Annotated in this window: 13 protein-coding genes; 3 read left to right on the top strand and 10 right to left on the bottom strand. The window is 74.8% G+C overall.

From position 1 onward, the window contains the following. The first annotated feature begins 77 nt into the window (after positions 1–77). Entirely contained in the window at positions 78–833 is a 756-nt protein-coding gene (locus ABZ716_RS23025) for an SIS domain-containing protein (RefSeq protein ID WP_351891170.1), read from the top strand. 121 nt (positions 834–954) lie between these two features. Here ABZ716_RS23025 and ABZ716_RS23020 read toward each other — a convergent pair whose 3' ends face one another. Continuing rightward, positions 955–2265, bottom strand: coding sequence for a PAS domain-containing protein (locus ABZ716_RS23020; protein ID WP_358814040.1), 1311 nt, complete (start codon positions 2263–2265; stop codon positions 955–957). Positions 2266–2688: 423 nt separating this feature from the next. After that, positions 2689–3312 carry a pyridoxamine 5'-phosphate oxidase gene (pdxH, locus tag ABZ716_RS23015; RefSeq protein WP_351891199.1) on the bottom strand — a complete coding sequence of 208 codons (624 nt, stop codon included), beginning with the start codon at positions 3310–3312 and terminating at the stop codon, positions 2689–2691. A gap of 238 nt (positions 3313–3550) precedes the next feature. Here pdxH and ABZ716_RS23010 point away from each other — a divergent pair, with 238 nt between their 5' ends. Beyond that, the gene (locus ABZ716_RS23010; protein WP_351891174.1) at positions 3551–4657 is read left to right on the top strand and encodes a citrate synthase 2; all 1107 of its coding nucleotides are present in this window, start codon (positions 3551–3553) and stop codon (positions 4655–4657) included. Positions 4658–4772: 115 nt separating this feature from the next. Here ABZ716_RS23010 and ABZ716_RS23005 read toward each other — a convergent pair whose 3' ends face one another. The 7 genes from ABZ716_RS23005 to ABZ716_RS22975 all read right to left on the bottom strand — a co-directional run bounded on the left by ABZ716_RS23005 (position 4773) and on the right by ABZ716_RS22975 (position 13533). Beyond that, entirely contained in the window at positions 4773–5366 is a 594-nt protein-coding gene (locus ABZ716_RS23005; protein ID WP_358961330.1) for a TetR/AcrR family transcriptional regulator, read from the bottom strand. After that, entirely contained in the window at positions 5354–6094 is a 741-nt protein-coding gene (locus ABZ716_RS23000; protein ID WP_358961328.1) for an enoyl-CoA hydratase family protein, read from the bottom strand. The genes ABZ716_RS23005 and ABZ716_RS23000 overlap by 13 nt, the downstream gene beginning before the upstream one ends. 102 nt (positions 6095–6196) lie before the next feature. Continuing rightward, positions 6197–7390 carry an acyl-CoA dehydrogenase gene (locus ABZ716_RS22995; protein ID WP_358961326.1) on the bottom strand — a complete coding sequence of 398 codons (1194 nt, stop codon included), beginning with the start codon at positions 7388–7390 and terminating at the stop codon, positions 6197–6199. After that, positions 7387–9375 (bottom strand): biotin carboxylase N-terminal domain-containing protein, encoded by a 1989-nt coding sequence (locus ABZ716_RS22990; protein WP_358961323.1) that lies wholly within the window; start codon positions 9373–9375, stop codon positions 7387–7389. Before ABZ716_RS22990 ends, ABZ716_RS22995 begins: the two co-directional genes overlap by 4 nt. Positions 9376–9383: 8 nt before the next feature. Further along, complete coding sequence (locus ABZ716_RS22985) at positions 9384–10982, bottom strand: carboxyl transferase domain-containing protein (protein WP_358961321.1); 1599 nt, start codon at positions 10980–10982, stop codon at positions 9384–9386. Next, entirely contained in the window at positions 10979–12736 is a 1758-nt protein-coding gene (locus ABZ716_RS22980) for an acyclic terpene utilization AtuA family protein (protein WP_358961319.1), read from the bottom strand. Before ABZ716_RS22980 ends, ABZ716_RS22985 begins: the two co-directional genes overlap by 4 nt. Further along, positions 12733–13533: a TIGR03084 family metal-binding protein gene (locus tag ABZ716_RS22975; protein ID WP_358961316.1), complete on the bottom strand. Its 801-nt coding sequence runs from the start codon at positions 13531–13533 to the stop codon at positions 12733–12735. Before ABZ716_RS22975 ends, ABZ716_RS22980 begins: the two co-directional genes overlap by 4 nt. Before the next feature lie 342 nt (positions 13534–13875). Here ABZ716_RS22975 and ABZ716_RS22970 point away from each other — a divergent pair, with 342 nt between their 5' ends. Next, complete coding sequence (locus tag ABZ716_RS22970) at positions 13876–15492, top strand: alpha/beta fold hydrolase (RefSeq protein ID WP_358961314.1); 1617 nt, start codon at positions 13876–13878, stop codon at positions 15490–15492. Between the two features lie 18 nt (positions 15493–15510). Here ABZ716_RS22970 and ABZ716_RS22965 read toward each other — a convergent pair whose 3' ends face one another. Continuing rightward, positions 15511–16434: an EamA family transporter gene (locus ABZ716_RS22965; RefSeq protein ID WP_358961311.1), complete on the bottom strand. Its 924-nt coding sequence runs from the start codon at positions 16432–16434 to the stop codon at positions 15511–15513. Between the last annotated feature and the right edge of the window lie 22 nt (positions 16435–16456).

The following is a 16456-nucleotide window of genomic DNA, read 5'->3' as shown; positions in this document are numbered from 1 at the left end:
TGGTCCAGACCGCACGGTGAGCGGCGGACCACCGACGACGCATCCACCCCACCCCCACCTGGAAGGGCCTTCGGCGTATGAGCGAGAGCAAGCTGGCCGGGCAGTTCTTCGACGCCGCCATCGGCCTGCTGGAGCGGGTGCGCGACGAGGAAGGCGCGCGGATCGCCGAGGCCGGGACCCTGATCGCCGAGGCCGTCGCGGCCGGGCGCCGGCTGTTCGCCTTCGGCGCGGGCCACTCCTCGCTGCCCGCGCAGGACGTGGTCTACCGGGCCGGCGGGCTGGCCCTGATGAACTTCCTCGCGGTGCCGGGCACGGCCGGGGTGGACGTCATGCCGGCCACCCTGGGCAGCGCGTTGGAGCGGGTCGACGGGCTCGCCGGGGCGGTTCTGGACAGCAGCCCGGCCTCCGACGGGGATGTGCTGGTCGTCATCTCCCTCTCCGGGCGCAATGCACTGCCGGTCGAGATGGCGATGAACGCGCGGGCGCTGGGGCTGAAGGTGATCGGTGTGACGTCGGTGGCGTACGCGACGGAGACGAAGTCGCGGCACGTGTCGGGGACCTTCCTGAAGGACCACTGCGACGTCGTCCTGGACAGCAAGATCGCGGTCGGTGACGCGGAGCTGACGGCGGACGGCATCGACGCTCCGTTCGCCCCCGCCTCGACGGTGGTGACCAGCGCGATCATGCAGGCGGTGATGGCGGCCGCGGCGGGGGAACTGGCCGCGCGCGGGCTGGAGCCGCCCCTGCTGCGCTCGGGGAACGTCGACGGCGGGCACGAGTGGAACGGGCGCGTGATGCGCGAGTACCGGGACCGGATCTTCTTCCGGCACTGACCGGGCCGCCCCGGACCCGGGCCGCGAACGGGACCGTCCCGCGAACGGGACCGTTCCCGCAGCGCGGGCCGGGTGCACCGAGGCGCGGCCCGGCCGGCGCCTCGCGCCCCGGACGGGGGGATCAGGAGTCGGCCAGGTCCAGGTCGGAGGCGACCCGGGCGGCCACCTCCTCCGCGTACGAGGCGTCCGCGCGGTCGAACGCGCTGCGGGACGGGCCGCGGACGAAGGTGAGGACGCCCAGGGTGCGGCCGCGGCTGCGCAGGACCGTGCACAGGGCGTGCGCGGCCCCCGCCGGCCACTGGCGGGCCCGGGCCCACTCCTGCGCCGCCTCGCTGCCCGGCTCCCCCGGCGCACTGGCGCGGACCGGGCCGATGCGGTCCAGCGCCTGGAACGCCGGATGGGCGGGCTCGTACCGGACGGGGATCGCGCCCGGTCCCGGGAGGGCCAGGGCCAGCCCCGACGCGGACACCGCCGCGCGGACCAGCCGCCGCCCGTCCGCCGCCAGTACGTCGACCAGCGCGTGCTCCGCGAAGCCGGCCAGCGCGAAGTCCAGCCGTACGGCCGCCGCCTCCGCCGGGTCCGCGCACTCGGCGGCGGCCCGGCCGGCCCGGTGCAGCTGGTGGGAGCGGAACCGCGTCTGCCCGTTGTCCAGCTCCGCCTGCCGGGCCTCGGTGACGTCCTGGAACAGCCACCCCACCCCCAGCGGCACCGGCTCCTCCGCGAGCGGCGAGGCCAGCCGCAGGAACCCGCACCGCCAGCAGCGCCTGCGCTCCCCCTCCGGGGTCCGCACGGTCACCCACAGCTCCACCGGCCCCGGCGGCGCCCCCTCGGCCAGTACGTGCTGGAGCGCCCCCTCCAGCTCCTCGACGCCCTGGCACAGCAGATCGCCCAGGGGCCGCCCGAGCAGCGTCGTGCGCCCGGAGCCGAAGGCGCGGGCGGCGTGCGCGTTGACCACCGCCGGGCGCAGGTCCACGTCCACCAGGACGACGCCCCAGGAGGCGTCCTCCATGAGGGCCTCGCTGAGGGCGATGGAGCGTTCCAGGTCGATCTGTGCGTGGACCTCGCTGAAGGCGCAGTAGACCCCGGCCGGTTTCCCGTCGGCGCCCGGCACCCCGGCGGACTGGGTCCGTACGAGGATCCGTCCGCCCTGCTTGGTCAGTAAGGGGAACTCGTGCACGTGCCGGCCCGGCGCGTCCTGCGCCGACATCAGCCGGTCCTGCACCTCGTCGGCGTCGGCGGCCCGCACCGCCCAGCCCGCGAAGCCCCGCCGGCCCACCGCCTCGGCGGCGCTCCAGCCGAGGATCCGCTCGGCCTCGCGGTTCCAGTGCGTGATCACGCCGTCGGAGTCGAACGCGCACAGGGCGGCGTCCATCCCGTCGAGCAGCGCTGCGAGCAGATCGTCGGTGGTCTCACCACGTCCGGAAGCACTCACCTGGCACCCCCTGCAGGTGTTCGCGTGTGCGGCACGTCAGATCATTGAACTGGAACGTGACCCAGGCCACACCCGCTTCCCCGAATCATCCCGGAATGTCCCGCCCGGGAGGGGGTGGAAACAGGGGCGATAAATGGGTTGAGGCCCGCGCGGAGGCGGCCTAGGCTCTGCCGTACACGAGAAGGGAGGTGGTTCCCGAAATGTACGGAAACCGGACGCGTGAGGTGGCTGCGGGCTAAGGGCCCGTCGTCAGCAGCGCACCCAGTGCGGTGCCGCGGCGGAGTTCGCCCGGCGCCAATCCCCAGCAGTCACCCGACCCGCGGCTCGCCGGCACGTCCGGCCGGCTCCTCTCACTGCAGGAGAGGAACCCGAGCCCGCGGGTCGCCTGCGTTCTCCCCCCCCTCTCACCTCACGGGTCTCACCTCACGGGCAGAGCCGCTCGATCCGCCACGCGCCCCCGTCGAGGACGTACCGCAGCCGGTCGTGGAGCCGGTTCTCGTGCCCCTGCCAGAACTCCAGCGCGTCGGGCGCCACCCGCAGCCCGCCCCACTCCGGCGGCACCGGCACCTGCGTCCCCTCCGGGTAGCGCGCCGCCAGCTCCGCGTAGCGGCGGTCCAGCTCGGCGCGCGAGGCGATCACCCGGGACTGCTCGCTCGCCCAGGCGCCCAGCTGCGAGCCGTGCGGCCGGGACCGGAAGTAGGCGGCCGTCTCGTCGCGGCCGACCCGGACCGCCCGGCCCGTCACGATCACCTGCCGGGCGATGGGGTGCCAGGGGAACAGCAGCGAGACGTACGGGTTCTCCTCGATCTCCCGCGCCTTGCGGGAGCCGTAGTTGGTGAAGAAGACGAAGCCGCGCGAGTCGAACTGCTTGAGCAGGACGGTGCGGGAGCTGGGGCGGCAGCCGGCCCCGGCGGTCGAGACGACCATCGCGTTCGGCTCGAAGAGGTGCGAGTCGGCGGCCTCCTGGAACCACCGGGCGAACTGCGCCATCGGGTCCTCGGCGAGACCCGCCTCGTCGACGATCTCGGAGCGGTACTGCATGCGCATGGCGGCGGGGTCAATGTCCTGATCGGTCACACGGTCATCCTGCCGCAGCGACCCGCCGACGGGTGTGCCGTATGTCACGCTTCCGAAGGTCCGGCCGAACGGACAAAATCTTGGGGCCGGTCCGAGGGTTCCCGCACGGATGACCATCGGCCGTGCCGGGCATCAACGGTGATGACCGCGCCGGACCGCGAATCACGCCGGGAGCCGCGCGTGTTCGCACTATCTGAGGAGCCGCCTGATGTCCGACTTCGTACCCGGACTCGAAGGGGTCGTCGCGTTCGAGACGGAGATCGCCGAGCCCGACAAGGAGGGCGGAGCGCTCCGCTACCGGGGGGTGGACATCGAAGACCTCGTCGGCCACGTCTCCTTCGGGAACGTCTGGGGCCTGCTGGTCGACGGTGCCTTCAACCCGGGCCTGCCCGCCGCCGAGCCCTTCCCGATCCCCGTCCACTCCGGTGACATCCGCGTCGACGTGCAGTCCGCGCTCGCCATGCTCGCGCCCGTGTGGGGCCTCAAACCGCTCCTCGACATCGACGAGCGCACCGCCCGCGACGACCTCGCGCGGGCCGCCGTCATGGCGCTCTCGTACGTCGCCCAGTCCGCCCGCGGCCAGGGCCTGCCGATGGTTCCGCAGCGGGAGATCGACAAGGCCGAGTCCGTGGTCGAGCGGTTCATGATCCGCTGGCGGGGCGAGCCCGACCCCAAGCACGTCAAGGCCGTGGACGCCTACTGGACCTCGGCCGCCGAGCACGGCATGAACGCCTCCACCTTCACCGCGCGCGTCATCGCCTCGACGGGCGCGGACGTCGCCGCCGCCCTGTCGGGGGCCGTCGGCGCCATGTCCGGGCCGCTGCACGGGGGTGCGCCCTCGCGCGTCCTCGGCATGATCGAGGAGATCGAGCGCACCGGTGACGCCGTGGCGTACGTGAAGAAGGCCCTCGACAAGGGCGAGCGGCTCATGGGCTTCGGGCACCGTGTGTACCGCGCCGAGGACCCGCGCGCCCGCGTCCTGCGGCGCACCGCCAAGGAGCTCGACGCCCCGCGCTACGAGGTGGCCGCCGCGCTGGAGAAGGCCGCGCTGGAGGAGCTGCACGCCCGCCGCCCCGACCGGGTGCTCGCGACGAACGTCGAGTTCTGGGCCGCGATCATGCTGGACTTCGCGGAGGTCCCGGCGCACATGTTCACGTCGATGTTCAGCTGCGCCCGTACGGCGGGCTGGTCCGCGCACATCCTGGAACAGAAGCGCACGGGCCGCCTGGTGCGCCCCTCGGCCCGCTACATCGGGCCCGGGCGGCGCGACCCGCGCGACATCGAGGGCTACGCGGACATCGCGTCCACGGCCTGACGGTCGTCCCGGAGTGCCGGGGTGCCGAGTGCCGTGGTGCCGCGGTGCCGTGGTGCCGTGGTGCCGTCGGGGGCGCCGCATCCTTCGCGGGGTGCGGCGCCTCGCGCGTGGGGCGTCAGCCCAGGGCGGCGTCGAGGATCCTCGACCACTGGGCGACGACCCGGTCCCGGCGGGCGGTGTCGTCGGTCAGGACGTTCGCCAGGCCCAGGCCCCGCGCCATGTCGAGCAGGCCCTGCACGGTCTCCCGTACGCCCGGCACCGACTCGTCCGCACCCAGCAGCTCGACGGCGATGCGGTGGGTCTCCCGGCCCACCCTGGCCTCCAGCTCCGTCACCTGCGGGCGCAGCTGCTCCTCGTTGGAGGCGGCGACCCACAGCTGGAGCGCGGCCCGGAACAGGGCGCCGGTGTAGAGGTCGACCAGGGCCTCCACGACCGCCGGCCGGGGGGCCGGCGCGGCCTGGAAGAGCTCGCGCAGGGCGGTGGAGCGCTCCTCGGCGACGTACTCGACGGCGGCCGTGAAGAGGGCCTCGCGGGTCGGGAAGTGGTGCTGGGCCGCGCCGCGCGAGACCCCGGCGCGTTCGGCGACGACGGCGACGGTGGACCCCGCCCAGCCGTGCTCCGCGAGGCAGGACACGGCCGCCTCCAGGAGGTGCCGGCGGGTGACCCGGCTCCGGGCCTGCTTGGGCAGGGTGCCGGTCAGCGGGCCCATGACGGGTCCCGGCGTTCGAAGCGTGCGGTGATGCCCTCGCGGGCCTCGGCGGAGGCGAACAGCCGGGCGGAGAGTTCCGTCAGCCGGTCGCCGTCCCGGTCCAGGGCTTCCCGTACGCCTGCGGTGACCATCGCCTTGGTCTCCGCGAGGGCCTGCGGGGAGGCTTTGCGCAGCCCGTCGAGGACGGGTGCGAGCGCGGTGTCCGGATCGCCGTCGGTGTGGAGGGTGAGCAGCCCTATGCGGGTGGCCTCGGCGGCGTCGAAGGGTTCGGCGGTGAGGAAGTAGCGGGAGGCCGCGCGGGGGTCGAGGCGGGGCAGCAGGGTCATCGAGATCACGGCGGGGGCGAGGCCGAGGTGGGTCTCGGTGAAGGCGTACGAGGACCGCGGCCCGGCGGCGGCGATGTCGCAGGCGCCGAGCAGGCCGAGGCCGCCCGCGCGGACGTGTCCGGTGACGCGGGCGACGACCGGCTTGGGGAGGACGGTGATCTCCCGCAGCAGGGCGAGGAAGTCGGCGGGGTCGCAGGGGGACTTCAGGTCGGCGCCCGCGCAGAAGGTGTTGCCGGTGTGGGTGAGGACCACCGCCCGGGTGCCGGCGTCCCCGGCCGCCGCCGCGAGGGCGGCCCGCAGCTCTCCGACGAGCTGGGCGGAGAGCGCGTTGCGGTTGGCCGGGGAGTCGAGGGTGAGGGTGGTGATGCCGGTCGCCCGGGCGGCGTGCACGAGTGGGGCCATGTCTCCTCCGGAGGGGTCTGGTGGCGGGGTGCCGTCCTCCCGCCCGGCTCCCTCGGGGAGGGTACGCGGCCTCACCCGGGGCGGGTGCGGGGGTGGAGGCGGTCAGTAGGACTTCGGGAGGCCGAGGGTCTGGTGGGAGACGAAGTTGAGGATCATCTCCCGGCTGACCGGGGCGATCCGGGCGACCCGGGCCGCCGTGATCAGGGAGGCGAGGCCGTACTCGCGGGTGAGGCCGTTGCCGCCGAGGGTGTGGACGGCCTGGTCCACCGCCTTGACGCACGCCTCCCCCGCCGCGTACTTCGCCATGTTCGCCGCCTCGCCGGCCCCCAGGTCGTCGCCCGCGTCATAGAGCCGCGCGGCCTTTTGCATCATCAGCCGCGCCAGTTCCAGCTCGATGTGCGCCACGGCGAGGGGGTGCGCGACGGCCTGGTGGGCGCCGATCGGCTCCTGCCACACCTGACGGGTGCGGGCGTAGTCCACGGCACGGCCCAGCGCGTAGCGGCCCATCCCGATGGCGAAGGCGGCCGTCATGATCCGCTCGGGGTTGAGACCGGCGAAGAGCTGGAGCAGCCCCGCGTCCTCTCCCCCTACGCCTCCGGCGTAGGAGGGACCCCCGCCGACCAGCGCTTCGGCGGGGAGCCGTACCTCGTCCAGGACCAGCTCGAACTGCTTCTCCGCCGCCTGGAGCTCCATGTCGATCAGTGAGCGGGAGAAGCCGGGGGTCTCGCGCGGGACGATGAACAGGCAGGGCTTGAGCCGGCCCGTGCGGGCGTCCTCCGTACGGCCGACGATCAGGGTGGCGTCGGCGATGTCCACGCCGGAGATGAACACCTTGCGGCCCGTGAGGACCCAGTCGGTCCCCTCGCGCCGGGCGGTGGTGGTGATGCGGTGGGAGTTGGAGCCGGCGTCGGGTTCGGTGATGCCGAAGGCCATCGTGCGGCTGCCGTCGGCGAGTCCGGGGAGCCAGGCCCGCTTCTGGGCCTCGGTGCCGAAGCGGGCGATGACCGTGCCGCAGATGGCCGGGGAGACCACCATCATCAGCAGGGGGCAGCCGGCGGCGCCCAGTTCCTCCAGGACCAGGGAGAGTTCGGCGATCCCGCCGCCCCCGCCCCCGTACTCCTCGGGAAGGTTCACCCCGAGGTAGCCGAGCTTGCCGGCGTCGGCCCACAGCGCGTCGGGGTGGCCGCCCTCGCGGGCGAGGCGGGCGAGGTAGTCGCGGCCGTAGCGCTGTCCGAGTGCGGCGACGGCGGCGCGCAGGGCCTGGTGCTCTTCGGATTCGGTGACGGCGGGGCTCATGACGGCGTTTCCTCCTGGACTACGGCGAGCAGGGCGCCGAACTCGACCTGTTGGCCGGTGGCGGCGTGGAGCGCGGTGAGCGTGCCGGAGGCGGGGGCGAGGATGCGGTGCTCCATCTTCATGGCCTCCAGCCAGAGCAGGGGCTGCCCGGCGGTGACGGCGCTGCCGGGGGCGAGGCCGTCGGCGACGCGGACGACGGTGCCGGGCATGGGGGCGAGCAGGGAGCCCGGTTCGGTGCGGTCCTGAGGGTCGGGGAACCGGGGGACGCGGGTCAGGGTGTGGGAGCCGAGGGCGGGGGTCCCCCCGCCGAAGGCAGGGGGAGAGTCCACGTAGAGGGTGTTCGATTCGTGTTTCACGTGGAACATCCGCCGGACGCCGTCGACTTCGAGGGTGACGAGGGCGGGCGTGGCGGCCAGCACGCGGACACCGGGCCGTTCGACCGGCTGGTACTGGACCTCGTACGTGGTACCGGAGACGGTGTAGCGGCGGGTCTGCGGCTGGGAGCGGAGGTTGCGCCAGCCGCCGAGGCGGGAGGCGAGCGGGGCGCCGGGGGCCGGAGCCGCTTCGGCGAGGGCCGCTGCCAGGCAGGCCAGTTCGGGGTCGGCGGTGTCTTCGGTGAGGGCGGCGAGGTGGCGGTCGTAGAAGCCGGTGTCGAGCCGCGCGGCGGTGAACTCCGGGTGGCACAGGGAGCGTACGAGGAGCTCCCGGTTGGTGGCCGGCCCGTGGATCCGGGCCCGGGCGAGGGCGCCGGCGAGGACGCGGACGGCCTCGGCGCGGGTCGGGGCGTGGGCGACGACCTTGGCGAGCATGGCGTCGTAGTGGACGGAGACGGTGTCGCCGGCGGTGAACCCGGTGTCGACGCGGACGTGTTCCGGGAAGTCGAGGGTGTGCAGCATCCCGGTCTGCGGGCGCCAGTCGAGGGCGGGGTCCTCGGCGTAGAGGCGGGCCTCCACGGCGTGGCCCGAGGGCTCGGGCGGGGCGGGCGGGAGGGGTTCGCCCTCGGCGACGCGCAGCTGGAGGGCGACGAGGTCGAGTCCGAAGACGGCTTCGGTGACGGGGTGTTCCACCTGGAGGCGGGTGTTCATCTCCAGGAAGTACGGGCGCCCGTCGGAGCCGATGAGGAACTCGACCGTGCCCGCCCCCTGGTAGGACACCGCCCGGGCGGCGGCCACCGCGGCGGCGTGCAGGCGGCCGCGGAGCTCCTCGGGCAGGTCCGGGGCGGGAGCCTCCTCGATGACCTTCTGGTGGCGCCGCTGGAGGGAGCAGTCGCGGGTGCCCAGCGCCCAGACGGTGCCGTGGGCGTCGGCGAGGACCTGCACCTCCACGTGCCGGCCGCGCTCGACGTACGGTTCGGCGAAGACCTCTCCGTCGCCGAACGCTGACAGCGCCTCGGCGCTGGCCGCGTCCAGGTTCTCCTTCAGGGAGTCCAGGTCGCGTACGACCCGCATCCCGCGCCCGCCGCCGCCCGCCGCGGCCTTCAGCAGCAGGGGCAGGTCCGCGGCGGTGGCCGTGGCGGGGTCGACGGGCTCCAATAGCGGCACCCCGGCGGCCCGCATGAGGTCCTTGGCCCGGGTCTTGGAGGCCATGGCCTCGATGGCGGCGGGCGGCGGGCCGATCCAGAGGAGTCCGGCGGCCTGGACGCGGCGGGCGAAGTCCGCGTTCTCGGAGAGGAAGCCGTACCCGGGGTGGACGGCGTCCGCGCCCGCCGCGCGGGCCGCCTCGATCAGCAGGTCGGCGCGCAGGTAGGTGTCCGCGGGGGCGGCCCCCGGCAGGCGTACGGCCGTGTCGGCCGTACGGACGTGCAGGGCGTCGGCATCGGGGTCGGAGTGGACGGCGACCGTGGCCAGCCCCAGGGCGCGGGCCGTGCGGAAGATCCGTACGGCGATCTCGCCCCGGTTGGCGACGAGGAGCGAGCTGACCGGGCTCGTCACGTTCGCGATGTGCGTCGTGTGCGTCGTGTGCGTCGTGTGCGTCGTGTTCGTCATGGGCGGGCTCACATCCGGAAGACGCCGAAGCCGCCACGGGCGCCCTCGACGGGGGCGTTGTGGACGGCCGACAGGCACAGGCCGAGAACGGTACGGGTGTCGCGCGGGTCGATGACTCCGTCGTCGTAGAGCCGCCCGGACAGGAACATCGGCAGGGACTCGGACTCGATCTGCGCCTCCACGAAGGCCCGCATCCCGGCGTCGGCCTCCTCGTCGTAGGGCTGTCCCTTCGCGGCGGCGGACTGGCGGGCCACGATCGAGAGCACCCCGGCGAGCTGCTGCGGCCCCATGACGGCCGACTTCGCGCTGGGCCAGGCGAAGAGGAACCGGGGCTCGTAGGCGCGGCCGCACATGCCGTAGTGGCCGGCGCCGTAGCTGGCCCCGATGAGGACGGACAGGTGCGGTACCCGGGAGTTGGACACCGCGTTGATCATCATCGAGCCGTGTTTGACGATGCCGCCCTGCTCGTACTCCTTGCCGACCATGTAGCCGGTGGTGTTGTGGAGGAAGAGGAGCGGGATGTCGCGCTGGTTGGCGAGCTGGATGAACTGGGCGGCCTTCTGCGACTCGGCGCTGAACAGCACGCCCTGGGCGTTGGCGAGGATGCCGACCGGGTAGCCGTGGAGGGTGGCCCAGCCGGTGACGAGGCTGGGACCGTAGAGGGGCTTGAACTCGTCGAAGTCGGAGGCGTCGACGATCCGGGCGATGACCTCGCGCGGGTCGAAAGGGGTCTTCAGGTCGGGCGGGACGATGCCGAGGAGCTCCTCCGCGTCGTACAGCGGCTCGGCGGCGCGGGGCGGTTCGGGGTACGGCTTGCGGTGGTTGAGCCGGGCCACGATGCGGCGGGCCTGGCGGAGGGCGTCGTACTCGTCCAGGGCGTAGTGGTCGGCGAGGCCGGAGACGCGGGCGTGCATGTCGGCTCCGCCGAGGGACTCGTCGTCGCTCTCCTCGCCGGTGGCCATTTTGACCAGGGGCGGGCCGCCCAGGAACACCTTGGAGCGGTCCTTGATCATGACGGTGTGGTCGGACATCCCGGGGATGTACGCGCCGCCTGCGGTGGAGTTGCCGAAGACGACGGCGACGGTGGGGACACCGGCGGCGGAGAGGCGGGTGAGGTCGCGGAAGACCGCCCCGCCGGGGATGAATATCTCCTTCTGGGAGGGCAGGTCGGCGCCTCCGGACTCCACGAGGCTGATGCAGGGGAGCCGGTTCTGCAAGGCGATCTCGTTGGCCCGCAGGGCCTTCTTGAGGGTCCACGGGTTGCTGGCGCCGCCGCGCACGGTGGGGTCGTTGGCGGTGATCAGGCACTCGACGCCCTCGACGGTGCCGATGCCGGTGACCATCGAGGCGCCGACGGGGTGGTCGCTGCCCCAGGCGGCGAGCGGGGACAGTTCGAGGAACGGGGTGTCGGGGTCGAGGAGCAGCTCGATCCGTTCCCGGGGGAGCAGCTTGCCGCGGGCGCGGTGGCGGGCGGTGTACTTCTCCCCTCCGCCGGCCAGTGCCCTGGCGTGCTCGGCGGCGAGCGCGTCGAGCCGCTCCAGTGCGGCGGTACGGGCCTGGGCGTGCTCGGGGGCGAGGGGGTCGACGGCGGTACCGAGACGGGTCATGGACGGATCCCCTCCGGGGCGGACGGCAGCAGGTGGGCCGGAACGGGCACGTGGCGGGAGCGCAGCCATTCGCCGAGCGCCTTGGCCTGGGGGTCGAACCGGTGGCCGGAGGCGACCCCGTCGCCGAGGAGCCCGGCGATGGTGAAGTTCAGCGCCCGCAGGTTCGGCAGCTCGTGGCGGGCCACGGAGAGGGGGGCGGTCTCGGGGAGCAGGGTCTGGAGGGCGTCGACGGTGAGGGTGTCGCGGAGCCACTCCCAGGCGGCGTCGCTCTCGACCCAGACCCCGATGTTGGCGTCACCCCCCTTGTCCCCGGACCGGGCCCCGGCGAGCAGCCCGAGGGGGGCCGGGGTGAGGGTGGGCCCGTCGCCCGGGTCCGTCACCGCTGCGGGGCGCGGTGAGGGGGGCGGCGGGGCGGGCGGGCCTGCCGTGGTGGGTGCGGGGGCGATCTCCTGGCGGGTCCCGTCCGGGAGGACCGCCACGTGGGGGACCGAGCCCGCCGGGGCCAGGGTGGAGGTGAACACCCCGTACGGCTGGGCCGCGCCCGGCGGGGCCGTGATGTGGAAGCCCGGGTAGCTCGCCAGGGCCAGCTCCACGGCCGCCGACGTCAGCTGCCGGCCCACCCGCTCCGGCGAGGGGTCGCGGACCACCAGGCGGAGCAGCGCGCCGGCCGTCTCCTGCGTGTCGGCGTCCGCGCGGTCGGTGCGGGCCAGGGTCCACGTGGCCTCCGCCACCCCGTCCAGGGCGTCCGCCAGCTGCTCGCGCACCAGCGCCGCCTTCGCCTCGACGTCCAGGCCGGTCAGCACGAACACGACCTCGTTGCGCCAGCCCCCGACCCGGGTGACGCCCACCTTGAGGGTGTCCGGCGGCGGCTCGCCCACCGTCCCGCTGATCCGTACCCGGTCCGTGCCGTCCGGGGTCAGCCGGACCGTGTCCAGGCGGGCGGTGACGTCGGGGCCCAGGTACCGCGCGCCCTGGGTCTCGTACAGCAGCTGCGCGGTGACCGTGCCCGGGGAGACCAGCCCGCCCGTGCCGGGGTGCTTGGTGATGACCGCCGAGCCGTCCTCGCGGACCTCCGCCAGCGGGAAGGCGGGCCGGCGCACGTCGTGGGCGGTGAAGAAGGCGTAGTTGCCGCCGGTGGCCTGGGTACCGCACTCCAGGACGTGCCCCGCGACCACCGCCCCCGCCAGCCGGTCGTACTCCTCGGGCCCCCAGCCGAACCACCACGCGGCGGGCCCGCTCACCAGCGCCGCGTCGGTGACCCGGCCGGTGACGACCACGTCCGCGCCGGCCCGCAGGCAGGCTGTGATCCCGGCGCCGCCGAGGTAGGCGTTGGCGGTCAGCGCCCCGGCCGGCACCCCCGGCCCCTGCGCCGCGGACCCCGCGGACCCGGGCCGCATCAGGTCGTCCCCCTCGACGTGTGCGACGCGGACGGGCACCCCCACCTTCCGCGCCAGCGCGCGCACCGCGTCCGCCAGCCCGGCCGGGTTCAGCCCGCCCGCGTTCGTGACGATCCGTACGCGCCGCTCGTGCGCGAGTCCGAGCCCCTCCTCCAGCTGCCGCAGGAAGGTCTTGGCGTAGCCGAGGCCGGGGTCCTTCAGGCGGTCGCGGCCCAGGATCAGCATCGTCAGCTCGGCGAGGTAGTCGCCGGTCAGGACGTCCAGCGGCCCCCCGGTCAGCATCTCGCGCACCGCGCCGAACCGGTCGCCGTAGAAGCCGGAGGCATTGCCGATGCGCAGCGGACGCCGGGCCGTCACCGCGTCCCCCGGGGCGCGCGGCCCTGGCCGGCCGGGCCGGCGAACGCCTGGGCGATGTCCAGCCAGCGGTCGGCGTCGGGGCCCACGGCCGTGAGGTCCAGGTCGGCGCGGTGGGCGCGCTGGGTGACCAGCAGGCAGAAGTCCAGCGCCGGGCCCGTGACCCGTTGCGGGGCGTCCGCCGGCCCGTACGCCCACACCCCGGACCCGTCCGCAGCGGTCAGCTCCACCCGGAACTCCCCTTCGGGGGCGGGCAGTCCCCGCACGGCGTACGCGTAGTCGCGCGCCCGTACCCCGAGCCGCGCGACGTGCCGCAGCCGGGCGGTCGGGGCCCGGCGCACGCCGAGCGCGTCGGCGACGTCCTGGCCGTGGGCCCAGGTCTCCATCAGGCGGGCCCCGGCCATCGAAGCGGCCTTCATCGGCGGCCCGTACCAGGGGAACCGGACGTCCGGCGAGGCGGCCGCCAGGGCGCGGTCCAGCGCCTCGCGGCCGGCCCGCCACCGGGCGAGCAGCTCGGCGGGCGCCAGCCGGGCCCCCTCCTCGGCGCCGTCGTCGACGAAGGAGTCCGGCGCCTTGAGGGCCGCCTCGACCTCCTGCGCGAACCCCTCGGCGTCCGTGAGGGCGAGCAGCGCGGCGCGGTCGGTCCAGTGCAGGTGCGCGATCTGACGGGCGACGTCCCACCCCTCGGCAGGCGTCGGCCGCGCCCACTGTGGGTCCGGCAACTCCCCCACCAGGCAGTCGAGTTCCCGGCCCTCCTCACGGAGATCGGCGAAGACGGCGACGACGGACGGCTCGGGCACGGCGTGCTCCCCTCTCGGCGTGGGGGAAGCCTGGCAGCAGCCCGGGAAACAATCAAGCGTGCTTGCATGATTTTCCTCCGCCCCCGCCGGATTCCCGCCACTGCCCAAAGCACCTTCCCCACGCGGAACTTGGGCCGATCCGCGCCTTCCCCGAGGCCCACGGCCCCGGGGCGGGCCGCCGCCCCCCGGGCGATTCCGGCCGTACGCCCCCGGCTCCCGAACACGCCCCGCGCACCACGCCGATACTGAGTCCGCCGCCGCACGCCCGCACGCCCGCCCGACCTCCCCCCGCATCCGAACCGTCCATGCCCCGAGCCGACGAGACGACGAGGATGATCCGACGTGCACCCTGCTGCCCACTGCCTCTATCCCGAACTTGACGCGACCGCCCTCACCGCCTTCGCCGCCGCCCTCGAAACCGGTGAGGGCACCGGACTGCCCCCCGCCCGCGCCGCCGAGGTCCAGGCCGTACGGGCCGCCGCCGTCTTCAGCCGGGGCAAGGTGGCCGGCGCCGACGGCGACCTCCTCGACGCCGCGCTCTGGCGGCACACCGGCTCCGCCCCCCGGCCGGCGGTGGTGATGCCCGCGCCGTGGACGGACCTGGGCTGGCCCGCGTACGCCGTCCAGGCGTCCCGCCTCGCGCTGCGCGGCTACGACGTCCTCGCCTACAGCCCGCGCGGGTTCGCCGCCTCTGAGGGCCACGCCGACCTGGCCGGGCCCTTCGACGTCACCGACGGCCGCCACGCCCTGGACCACCTGCTGGAGCGCGCCGCCGGACCCGTCACCCGGATCGGTTTCCTCGGCGTCTCGTACGGCGCCGGCATCGCCCAGCTCGTCGCCGCGCACGACGCCCGGGTGGACGCGGTGGCGGCGCTCAGCGGCTGGTGCGACCTCGGGGCGGTGCTCCGCGAGAACCGCACCCGCCGCACCGCCGCCGTCCACGCCCTGCTCACCGCCTCCCCCCGGGCCCGGCTCAACCGGCCGGCGCAGGACGCGCTGGAGGCCGTCCTCGCCGGCCGGGACACCCCGCAGAGCGTGGCCTGGGAGGAGCAGCGCTCACCGTTCACGCAGGTCAAGGAGCTGGGGCGGCGGCAGGTGGCGGTCTTCCTCGCGCACGCCTGGCACGAGACGCTCTTCCCGGCCGGCCAGGTGCTGCGGATGTTCCAGGAGCTCCGCGGGCCCCGGCGGATCGACCTGTCCATCGGCGACCACGGCGGCCCCGAGATGGCCGGCCTGCCCGGGCTGCCCAACCGGATCTGGACCGACGCCCACCGCTGGTTCGACCGCCATCTCCTGGGCGAGGACAACGGCGTGGACGAGGAGGGCGAGGTGCTCTCCGAGGTGATGTGGAGCCGGACCCTCGAACCCGCCCCCACCTGGCCCGTCCCCACCCGCCGGGTCCGCCGCCTGCACCTCACCGGCACCGGCGAACTGGCCGACGCGCCCGACCCCGGCTGGGCGGCGGGCGTGGTGTGTGGGGTGGAGACGCCGGTGACGGTCGCCGAGGCCGTCGCCCGTTCCGGGGCCGCCGAGCTGGCGGGCCTGCCGAGGCGCTACCCGGACGCCGCCGCCACGGACGGCGCGGCGACGGCCGTTTGGACCGCCCCCGCCACGACGGCCACCACCCGCCTGCGCGGCACCCCGCGCCTGCGCGTCACCTACCGGGCCGCGAACTCCGGCTCCACCTTCGTCGCGTACCTCCTGGACCTCGCCCCGGACGGCTCGGCCCGTCTGATCACGCACGCCCCGTTCAGCGACCTCGACTCCCCGCCGGACAGCCTGATCAGCGCGGACCTCGACCTCCACCCCACCGCGTACGACCTCCCCCCGGGCCACCGCCCGCTGCTGGCCCTGGCCGCCCACGACCCCTTCTACGCCGACGCCAACCTCCCCCGGGCCACCCTCTCCTTCACCTCGCCGGAACCGGTCCCGTCGTACCTGGACCTGCCGCTGGCGTGAGCGCGTACGGGGTGCCGGTCAGGGCTTCTGGGCCCGGACCGCGCCCATGCTCGCCGCGATGACCAGGGCTATCGCCAGGGCGTCCAGCGGGGACATGGCCTGGTGGAGGACCAGGAAGCCGGCCGCGGCGGCGATCGCCGGTTCCAGGCTCATCAGGATCGCGAACGTGGGGGCCGGGAGGCGGCGCAGGGCGAGGAGTTCCAGGGTGTAGGGGAGCACCGAGGAGAGGACCGCCACGCCCAGGCCGAGGGCCAGGGTGCCCGGGACCAGGAGGGCGGAGCCGGCCTGGACCGCGCCGAGGGGCAGCGAGATGACCGCGGCGACCGCCATCGCCAGGGCCAGGCCGTCCGCCTGGGGGAAGCGGCGGCCGGTGCGGGCGCTGAAGACGATGTACGCCGCCCACATCGCGCCCGCGCCCACCGCGAAGGCGGCGCCGAGCGGGTCCAGCGCGCCGAAGCCGAAGCCGCCGCTGCCGTGGCCGGAGAGGAGGACGACGCCGCCCAGGGCCAGGCCGGCCCAGAGGAGGTTGACCAGGCGGCGGGAGACCAGGACCGAGAGGGCCAGCGGGCCGAGGACCTCCAGGGTGACGGCGGGGCCCAGGGGGATGCGGTCGATGGCCTGGTAGAAGAGGCCGTTCATGCCCGCCATGGCCACGCCGAAGGCGACGACCGTGCCCCAGTCCGCGCGGGTGTAGCCCCGTACCGTGGGCCGGCAGAGGGCCAGGAGCACCAGGGCGGCGGCCGCCAGGCGCAGCGTGACGACCCCGGCCGCGCCCACCCTCGGCATGACCATGACCGCCAGGGCGGCGCCGAACTGCACCGAGACCCCGGCCGAGACGACGAGGGCCACGGGGCCGAAGCGGCTGCCCTTGCGGGGCCGGAGGGAGGCGGACGGCCGGGCCGGGGCGGCGGTTTGCGTCAGGGAGGGGGAAGGTGCGGGCATTTATCCAGGTTAAGGGGTCGGT

Source organism: Streptomyces sp. NPDC006687 (assembly GCF_040636215.1).
Classification (GTDB): Bacteria; Actinomycetota; Actinomycetes; order Streptomycetales; family Streptomycetaceae; genus Streptomyces.
Note: the sequence above shows the minus strand (reverse complement) of the source record. Positions and strands in the feature narration are given on the sequence as shown.